General features: G+C 59.0%; 6 protein-coding genes and 1 pseudogene. 4 read left to right on the top strand and 3 right to left on the bottom strand.

The window, feature by feature from the left end; genetic code table 11:
- Positions 1 to 565 (bottom strand): IS5 family transposase (locus E0486_RS08675; protein WP_131851766.1); only part of this gene is annotated, 565 nt, incomplete at its 3' end.
- Between the two features lie 291 nt (positions 566 to 856).
- On the opposite strand from E0486_RS08675, the gene E0486_RS08670 reads away from it, so the two are divergent.
- Together E0486_RS08670 and E0486_RS08665 are read left to right on the top strand one after the other, a co-directional pair.
- Positions 857 to 1,186, top strand: a complete 330-nt coding sequence (locus E0486_RS08670) for a DMT family transporter (protein ID WP_131851765.1) — start codon at positions 857 to 859, stop codon at positions 1,184 to 1,186.
- Positions 1,187 to 1,518: 332 nt separating this feature from the next.
- Positions 1,519 to 4,245 (top strand): T9SS type A sorting domain-containing protein, encoded by a 2,727-nt coding sequence (locus E0486_RS08665; protein ID WP_131851764.1) that lies wholly within the window; start codon positions 1,519 to 1,521, stop codon positions 4,243 to 4,245.
- A gap of 78 nt (positions 4,246 to 4,323) precedes the next feature.
- Here E0486_RS08665 and E0486_RS08660 read toward each other — a convergent pair whose 3' ends face one another.
- Positions 4,324 to 4,602: a hypothetical protein gene (locus tag E0486_RS08660; RefSeq protein WP_131851763.1), complete on the bottom strand. Its 279-nt coding sequence runs from the start codon at positions 4,600 to 4,602 to the stop codon at positions 4,324 to 4,326.
- 229 nt (positions 4,603 to 4,831) lie between these two features.
- Here E0486_RS08660 and E0486_RS08655 point away from each other — a divergent pair, with 229 nt between their 5' ends.
- On the top strand, positions 4,832 to 7,150 hold the full coding sequence (locus E0486_RS08655; RefSeq protein WP_131851762.1) for an ATP-dependent helicase: 2,319 nt from the start codon (positions 4,832 to 4,834) through the stop codon (positions 7,148 to 7,150).
- 178 nt (positions 7,151 to 7,328) lie between these two features.
- Here the strand turns inward: E0486_RS08655 and tnpA are convergent.
- Positions 7,329 to 7,769, bottom strand: a pseudogene (gene tnpA / locus E0486_RS08650) (IS200/IS605 family transposase); the annotation flags it as partial.
- Between the two features lie 740 nt (positions 7,770 to 8,509).
- On the opposite strand from tnpA, the gene E0486_RS08645 reads away from it, so the two are divergent.
- Entirely contained in the window at positions 8,510 to 9,196 is a 687-nt protein-coding gene (locus E0486_RS08645; RefSeq protein ID WP_131851760.1) for a hypothetical protein, read from the top strand.
- The last annotated feature ends 22 nt before the right edge of the window (positions 9,197 to 9,218 follow it).

The following is a 9,218-nucleotide window of genomic DNA, read 5'->3' as shown; positions in this document are numbered from 1 at the left end:
TTTTTTCATAGTCCTTGGCGAGTCTTCGGTAATTGATCAACCAGGAGAAGGTTCTTTCCACCACCCATCTGACAGGAAGGGGGGAGAAGCGGTTGGAGTGTCTGCGCTGAATGAGCACCCACCGGATCCTGCCTCCTGCGGTAAAAGCCGGTGGTCCGTCGTAGCCGCCGTCGGCGACAATAGTGCGCACCGAAGGGCGGTCCTCCACATCATCGCGCAGCACGCGCGCCCCGGTCTTGTCATGAACAAAAGCGGAAGTAACGCCGGCGGCAATGACGGTGCCCTGGGTGTCCACAGCCAGGTGGCGCTTTCTTCCCTTTACCTTTTTGCCCGCATCATAACCCACCTCGTCGCCTGTGCCGGCCACGGTTTTTACCGACTGGGCATCAATGAGCAGCATCGAAGGCTCGCCGCTTCTGCCTTGCCGGCGCCGCAGCTGAATGCCCACCAGGTATAGCGCCCGGTCCAGCAGTCCGTAGCGGGCCCACTTGTTCAGGTAGTACCATACCAGGCGGTAATCGCCGTACTGCGGCGGAAGCGAGCGCCACTTGCAGCCGTTGCTCAAAAGATAAAATGATGCCGCTGAAGATCAGTTGAAGGGAATGCTTGCGCCGCCGCACCTTCGGCTCAAATATTGTAGCTACTTTATTCCAAAGGGCGTCAGGCACCTGATACAGAGTTTGCATTGTAACCAATGTTTGTTCACCTCTCTATCAGCAAGCAAGACGCCCTTTTTCCTTTTGGCTCAGCTCAAACCAGACATACTGAAAACCAACTAACTAATTTTAGACAGCCTCTTAGCGGTTCCTAACCTTATTCCCCTTCACCACCTTGTCTTCGGTCTATCTTCGCCCCCGTGGACTGGATCATACTCATCATCGCCGGACTTTTTGAAGTGGCTTTCGCTTTTTGCCTGGGCAAGGCAAGGGAGTCGACGGGCACCACGATGTATGCCTGGTATGCAGGCTTCCTCTTCGCGCTCACCATCAGTATGCTCCTGCTGATGAAGGCCACGCAGTCGCTGCCGCTCGGCACGGCATACGCGGTGTGGACGGGCATCGGGGCGGTAGGTACTGTGTTGGTCGGCATCCTCGTATTCAAGGAGCCGGCCACCTTCTGGCGGCTGGTCTTCCTGACCACGCTCATCGGCTCCATCGTCGGCCTGAAGGCCGTTTCGGCACACTGACGCCGCCTGTTGTTTCCACCACTTTTTTGCGGGAAAAATCCCACTGTTTTCTGTGCATTTCCTATTGTTCCGGTCGTTGCGGCGGGCGCATCTTTGTCCCGTTGGTTGGTTCTCTGTTTTCTACAGTTATGGTTTGTTTTCGTTTTTATGAAGAGGTACGGGAGCTGTTTCCACGGCTCCCTTTTTATCCCTTCCGGCGGTGCTTCGCTGCCCTTCGCCGAAGAAACCCCTAAGCCTAACCGGTGTCAAGTAGTATTGACAACAGAACCCAACTGTCTTTTCCAATTCCTGTGACGCAACCGCTTTTGTAAACGGAACCTCATTTCCCGATTATGCGTCCTATGCTTGCACACCTCCACCGGATCTTCCTTGCCGTACTGCTGCTGCTGTCCGCCGGCCTTCGGGCCACCCCGATCGCGCCTTCGCCCGCCACGGCGGTAACGCTTACCGGCCGCAGCTCCTCGGCGATCAGCCTTTCCTGGACCTCCGGAAGCGGTGCCCGCCGCATCGTGGTGGCGCGCCTCTCGGCCACCGCCAATGCCGTTCCCGCGAACGGCACCGAGTATGTCGCCGGCAGCAACAGCTTTTCCGATGCCTCCAACCCGCTGACCGGCACCGGCAACGTAGTGGTGTACACCGGCAACGGAACCTCTGTTACTATATCGGGCCTTTCGGCGCTGACAACCTACTCGTTTTTTGTATACGAATACAACGGCGCCGGCGCAACCAGTGAATACAGTACGGCGGCCAGCCTCACAAGCCAGTCTACGCTTGCCGCCGCTCCTTCCGGCCAGGTGAGCAACAGTGCGTTCACCTTCGCCGGTATCGCCGCCGCCAACGTGGTGAAGCTCGATTACCCGGCGGCCAGCACCGTGGGCGGCTCCGGCTACCTGCTTTTGTATAAGGAAGGCGCAGGTCAAAGCCTTGGTGCCGGCGACCTGCCCGTGGGAGGCACCACCTACGCTGCCGGTGGCAGCATCGGCACCGCCACGATTGCCGCGGTGGTCACGAGCAGCGCGCAAACCACCACGAACGTTTCGGGTCTTACCGGTAGCAAGCATTTTACGTTTTTCATCGTTCCCTATGCCGGTTCCAACTCGGGCGGCACCAATAGTTTCAACACGGCCGGCGCGATCGGCAGCCGCTATGTGCCCAGCTTTTCGGGAATCGCCGCCAGCCTCGGCGGCGAAACCGCCAGCCTGTCTTCTCTGGTTAATACGGCAAGCATCACCGACATCAGCCAGGGATTCCAGGTGTGGCAGCTGTCGCTTTCGGAGACGGACGACGATGCCCTGCCGACGATCCTGAAAAGCCTCACGGTGTCGGCTTCGGCCAACAACCAGATGGGCTTTTCGACGGCAATCCGCTCGGCCGCCCTGTTCCAGGGGGGCAGCCTGCTGGGGCAGGCGGTGATCAGCGGCAACCAGCTGCAGTTCACCGGGCTGTCGCTGACGATTCCCGATAATGGCAGCGCCACGCTGTCGCTGCGGATCTCGCTGCTGGCCAACGTCAATGGCGGCGCCAGTACGGGTGCCAATAAGGACGGCGACCGCTTTGCCTTCCAGTTGAGCAACGCCAATGTGTCGGCCGACGGGGCGGCGAACTCCTCGCAGTTCGCTTCGTTTACTTCGATCACCTCCGCCGCTTCGGGCAGCAACCTTTACGCCGTTGCGGCTACGCTGCTCCGCTTTGCACAGGCGCCACCCACTGCTACCGATCCCTACGTGACCATCGCGCCCACGGTAACGGTGGAAGGCGTGGACGCGGGTGGCAACCGCGACATCGACAACAACGCAGCTGTGACCATCAGCGGCGGCCTCGGGCTTGCCGGAACACTGACGCGAACGCCGTCGGCGGGGCTTGCCACCTTCACGGGTATGTACCTGACCACGCCGGGCAGCACATCGCTGAGCGCCGCCAATGGCGCACTCACAACCGGGGCTGCCAGTGTGAGCGTCAACAACGTGCAGAATGTGGGGGTATTCGCGTTCAACGGCACGTCCTGCAACGCGGGTACGCTCGTGGCTACGGGAGCGGCAGCAGGCTTCAGCTTTGGCAGCGTGAGCTACAACGGGCTCACCTGCAACAGCAGCGGCAACAGCGGCGGGGTGCAGGCCCTGAGTGTGAGCAGCAGTTGGCCGGCAGCTTTCGACAACATGAAATACATCGAGTTCACGGTGTCGCCGGCGGCCGGCTGGCGGATCAACCCCACGGCGCTGGCCTTCGAGATCTACCGGTCGGCCAACGGTGCCACCAGCTATGCGGTGCGCAGCAGCGTGGATGGCTTTGCGTCGGACATCGTCAGCGGCACAACCAATACGTCGGCAACAGCTACGGTGCTGTCGCTGCCGGCAGCTTTCCTGGGGCGCACGAGTGCTACGACCTTCCGCTTGTATGGCTGGGGCGGCACTTCGGGCGACCTGCGTCTCGACAACCTGATGCTACGCGGCTATGCGGGCACCCCGCTACCGGTGAGCCTCCTCCGGTTTACGGGCAAGCGCGCGGCCAATGGGAATGAGCTGAATTGGACAACCGCTTCGGAAAGCAACAACCGCGGCTTCGCGGTGGAGCGCAGCACGGACGGCATCCACTTTAACCAAGTGTCGTTTGTAACCAGCCGCGCGGCCGGTGGCAACAGCGCTTCCGATATCAATTACTCGTTTACCGACGCTTCGGCAGGCTCAGCGGGACAACTGAATACCGGTAAATGGTACTACCGCCTGAAGCAGGAAGACCTTGACGGCCGTTCGAAGTACAGCGCTGTTGTCTTGCTGAAAGGCGACAAGAGCGGGCTCCTCACCCTCGACGGCATCTACCCCAACCCCGTAAAAGGCGCAACCAGCATTCGCCTGCAGGCTGCGGCCCAGGGGGGCAACGTGGGGCTCCAGCTCACGGATATGCAGGGCCGCGTGGTGCGCCGGCAAACTGTGCTCACCGAAGCTGGCACATCCACCACGGTGAACCTGGACCTGGCCGGACTGGCCGCTGGTCCCTATCACCTGAAGGCGATCGCCGGTAATGGCGAGACAAGCGAAGCGGTGACGGTGGTGAAGCAATAAGCACCCACCCCACCCCTCCCCGGGAGGGAAGGGAGAGACCTATCCCTGGCCCCTTCAACCCGGGAACGGGCGTAGGCCTCACCCGAAGGCCATCACCCACAACGCCCAGCTAAACAGGCTCGTGGGAATGAGCGCGCAGAGGAACATCCAGCGCAGGAGCAGCGTGCCGCGGGGCAGGATGTCGTGCAGCAACGCCAGGAACAGCACCGAAAGGCTGTAGGCCGTGCCGAAAATAAAAAACGCGATCGCATACCAGAGGTAGGTCTTTGCGTCGTAGAGGATGCCCGACAGGCCGAAGACGGCAAAGAGGATCAGGCAAAAGACGATCATCACGAGGGTCACATTGCGGAGCCACATGGCACCAAGATAAAAAGCCCGGCCCGGGCCGCCATGGGAAAAACAACAGGATTTTCTGGTTTTTTTCCCGCCACCCTATTTTAACGGCTACATTCTTTAGCAAAGCCCTCCCGATGATGTAAATTTGTCGCCCACACAAACAATTGCAGATTTCAGATTTCAGATTCCGGATTTAAAGGCGTTTGCCTCTCTGGAATCTGAAATCTGGGATCTGAAATCATAAATTTTTATGCAGGATTATCTGAAGGGATTGAACGAGCGGCAGCGCGACGCTGTGATGACTACCGAAGGGCCGCTCATGATCGTGGCCGGCGCCGGCAGCGGGAAGACCAAAGTACTCACCACCCGCATCGCTCACCTGATGGCCAAGGGCGTGGACTCCTTTAACATCCTGGCCCTGACCTTTACCAACAAGGCCGCCGCCGAGATGAAAGAACGCGTGGAGCACATCCTCGCCAACCGCGAAGCCCGCAACCTCTACATCGGCACCTTCCACTCCGTGTTTGCCCGCATCCTCCGCGCCGAGGCCCACCGCATCGGCTATCCCAACTCCTTTACCATCTACGACACCGACGATGCCAAAAGCGTAGTGAAGGCCGTTACCGGCGAGCTCAACCTCGACGTGCAGCACTACAAGCCCAACGCCGTATACAACCGCATCTCCGGCGCCAAGAACGCCCTGGTGAACGCCAAGGAGTACATGGCCGACTACCATATCCAGCAGGAAGACATGCGCGCCAACCGCCCCATGATCGGCCATATCTACGAAGCTTACGCCAAGCGCTGCTTCAAGAACGGCGCGATGGACTTCGACGACCTGCTGTTCAAGTTCTACGAGCTGCTCAAGAGCCACCCCGAGACGCTGCACAAATACCAGCACAAGTTCAAGTACATCATGATCGATGAGTACCAGGATACCAACCCGGCCCAGTACGAGATCATCAAGCTGCTTGGCGCCGCCCACGAAAACGTGTGCGTGGTGGGCGACGACGCCCAGTCGATCTACTCCTTCCGCGGCGCCACCATCCAGAACATCCTGCAGTTCCAGAAAGATTACGACGACGCGAAGGTGATCAAGCTCGAACAGAACTACCGCTGCACGCAGAACATCCTGGCCATCGCCAACGAGGTGATCAAGCAGAACAAGGGCCAGATTCCCAAGACGCTGTTTACCGAAAACGAAACGGGCGAGAAGATCCGCCTCGTGCGCACGATGACCGACAACGACGAAGGCAAGTTCATCGCCGACGCCATCCAGGAGCTGCGCCTGCGCAACCACTATACCAACAAGGACATGGCCATCCTGTACCGCACCAACGCACAGAGCCGCTCCTTCGAGGAAAGCCTCCGCCGCCACAACATTCCCTACACCATCTACGGCGGCATCTCCTTCTACCAGCGCAAGGAGATCAAGGACTACATCGCCTACCTGCGCCTCATCGCCAACCCGCAGGACGAGGAAGCCCTCAAGCGCATTATCAACTACCCCATCCGCGGCATCGGCAAGACCTCCGTGGACCGCGCCATCCTCGCCGCCAACGAGCGCAACATCTCCATGTGGGAAGTGCTGGAGCAGGCGGCTTTCTTCGGCTTCAAGGCGGGCACGCTGAGCGCCATCGAGGAGTTCGTGCTGATGATCAAGAGCTTCAAGTCGATGCTCGAAACGAAGAACGCCTACGACGTGGCTTTCCACGTAGGCAAGCAAACGAACTTCGTGAAAGAGCTGTTCAACGACAAGAGCACCGAGGGCGTGCAGCGCTACGAGAACGTGCAGGAGCTCCTCAACTCGATCAAGGAATTCGTGGAAACGCCCAGCGACGAAGAGAACGGTGAAGTGGGCGACAAGACCCTTTCCGCTTACCTGCAGCAGATCGTGCTGCTGACCGATACCGACAAGAAGGATCCCGATGCCGACACCGTGAAGCTGATGACCATCCACGCGGCCAAGGGGCTCGAGTATCCCGTGGTGTTCGTGGGCGGCCTCGAGGAAGGCCTCTTTCCGAACCAGATGTCGCTCAACACCCGCGAGGAACTGGAGGAAGAGCGGCGCTTGTTCTATGTGGCCGTTACGCGCGCCAAGGGCCGCCTCTACCTCACGTATGCCAACACGCGTTACCGCTTCGGCCAGCTCGTGCAAGGCGATGTAAGCCGCTTCATCAGCGAGATCCCCGAGCAATACATCGACCAGTCGTTCGCCGGCGGCGGTGTGAAAAACCAGAGCGCCTCCAAGTGGGGCCAGGGCTCGGCTTTCGAGCGCATGCAACGCGGCTTTCCGTCGGCTGCCAAAGAACCCGAGAAGACCGCCGTAACCTCGCTGCTGCAGAACACGCGTCCGAAGGAAGTAACGCATACGCCTTCGTCCAATTTTGTTCCGAGCGATCCCGCCGGCCTCGCCGAAGGCATGAAGGTGGAGCACCAGAAGTTCGGCTTCGGCACCGTGCTGAAGCTCGAAGGCTCGGCGCACAACCCCGTGGCCACGATCCAGTTCGAGCAGAACGGCGAGAAGAAGATCATGTTGAATTACGCGAAGCTGATGATCGTGCCCTAGCACGCAGATCGCGCAGATAACGCAGATAAGAAAGAAGGCGCCGCATAGCGGCGCCTTTGATTTTGTGGCCTGCCGCGTAGCGGCAGTAGGTGTCAGCGCGGGGTTTCAACCCCGGGTGCCCATGCGTGCACACGCATGGTGATGTCGTGGCGCATAGCGCCACCATGTGCCCGCCGCATCATTCAGGCTCCGAAAACACGTAGCGCGGGTCGTAGTCGACATCATTTTCATTCAGCAGCCCGGTATATTCCTTTAGAAAAGGGGTTTTTCGGTGATGCTCCGGCTGCTGGCGGATGTAATCCGCAACGGCATCAATGCCCCGGCCGCTCACATGAAACCAACCATAGCTACGCTGCCATTCAAATTTGTGCTGCAGGAACCCCTGCTCGTTGATCCATTTCGAGGTTTCTGCTTTCAGCACCTGCAGGATCTTGCGCGGCTCCCTATTCATAGAAATGGCCATCAGCAGGTGCACGTGGTCGGGCATGGCGTAGATCGCCATAGGCAGGTGCTCCATACCTTTTATCATTCCGGTCATATAGCGCTGAACCGGCTCGCGGAACGCCGGAAGGATCAGCGCTTGCCGGTATTTGGGTGCAAAGACCGTATGTACGGCCGATTGTTTGAGGGTGTTTGCCCTAACAAGCTTTTGCCGAAGCTAGCCGCTATGCCGGGCCTGACCCAGGGAAAACCAACAGGATCCGATGGGATTTTTCTGAATACCAACGTTGTTTTTCTCATCGTTGGTGTACCCTGCGCAGCGGGGCACATGGTGGCGCTACGCGTCACAGCGCAGCAACCGTCGGGCGCCGGCGGGTGGGGTCCGGCGAAACCAGCTCCATAAGGTCGCGCGGACCCCGCCCGGCGCAGCGGCAAAAGGCCCGTGGCCCGAAAGTGCGGAGGACGGCGGGCAACCGGCCCCCTGTCTTTTTCCAGAAAAAACGCGTCGCCGCTTTGCCGTTTCAATGATCCTTACTAAGTTTAAGCTACGGTCTTACACCTATCGCAAACACCAGCGCCAACCCCTGAACTACACCACCGCTCTTCCAAAACACGTTCAAAACAGAAAACGGCATCCGCAGCAACTGCGCACGGTAGTTTCAAAAGTGAAAGTGGTATCCGCAGCACCTGCGCAGGGGACTTTCTGTTTCGTAAGTAGTCGCTGCAGCACCTGCGCACGGTAGGTTCACTTTTGAAAGGGGTATGCGCAGCGCCTGCAGACGGTACTTCCAGGTTGGAAAGTGTTACCCGCAGCACCTGCGGATGGTACTTTCGATGCTGAAAGGCTTATGTGCAGGTTTTGAAGGAGTGAGTTCTTTTTCCAAACATTGATTCTCAATCACTTAAATCAATACAAAGATGGAAAAGATCTTCAAGTGCCTCGACAATCCCTTCGACAGCCACCTCATTTCCGGGCCACGGCTCTACGCGGGCGGGGAAGACCTGGAAACAAAAGCGCGCCCCCATTTTCCGCACCTTTCCGAGGAGATAGCCGCGGCGCGCCTCCCTTATGGGCGTTTGCTTGGTCTCGTGGAAGTAAACGATGCCGAAAAGATCGGCGGCACCGACGCGGTAGATGATCTTTTAACCGAAGCGGCCCGGTACATGGTGGATGCCGAGCCGCAAGTGGCCGTATCGCTCAAAAAAGGCAGCGTCGCCTACAAGGCCGTATACCCCGATAACCTGCAGACCTACACCCGATTGCGCAAAGCCGATGCGCCTGCCCGCTTCGAGGCCCTGAAAGAAGTAATGGAAAATCATGGCGGAACCCTGCCGCCCGAAATGAAAAGCATCATGAGCGGCTTCCGTGCTGCCTGGGACGATGCCCGTGCGGCGCAAAATGCCGCCGAAGGCAAGCTGGCCGGCTCCCGCACCGAACGCGATGCCGCCCGCAAAAAGCTCGAAACCGTCCTGTTCAAAGCCCTCTTGCAACTCACAATCGAATGCATTGACGATACCGACCGTGTGCGCGACTTTATCGATCATACCATACTCGACGCCCACCGGCATAGCTCGCTCGAACAGCCCGCGACGCCGGCCGTCTAACATCGCTTCTTGTTTCCGCAGT

The sequence above is a fragment of the Flaviaesturariibacter aridisoli genome (assembly GCF_004343705.1).
GTDB classification, from domain to species: Bacteria; Bacteroidota; Bacteroidia; order Chitinophagales; family Chitinophagaceae; genus Flavisolibacter; species Flavisolibacter aridisoli.
Note: the sequence above shows the minus strand (reverse complement) of the source record. Positions and strands in the feature narration are given on the sequence as shown.

Coding starts and splice junctions, on each gene's coding strand:
- E0486_RS08665 (WP_131851764.1), top strand. CDS start 1,519: ATGCGTCCTATGCTTGCACACCTCCACCGGATCTTCCTTGCCGTACTG.
- E0486_RS08660 (WP_131851763.1), bottom strand. CDS start 4,602: ATGTGGCTCCGCAATGTGACCCTCGTGATGATCGTCTTTTGCCTGATC.
- E0486_RS08655 (WP_131851762.1), top strand. CDS start 4,832: ATGCAGGATTATCTGAAGGGATTGAACGAGCGGCAGCGCGACGCTGTG.
- E0486_RS08645 (WP_131851760.1), top strand. CDS start 8,510: ATGGAAAAGATCTTCAAGTGCCTCGACAATCCCTTCGACAGCCACCTC.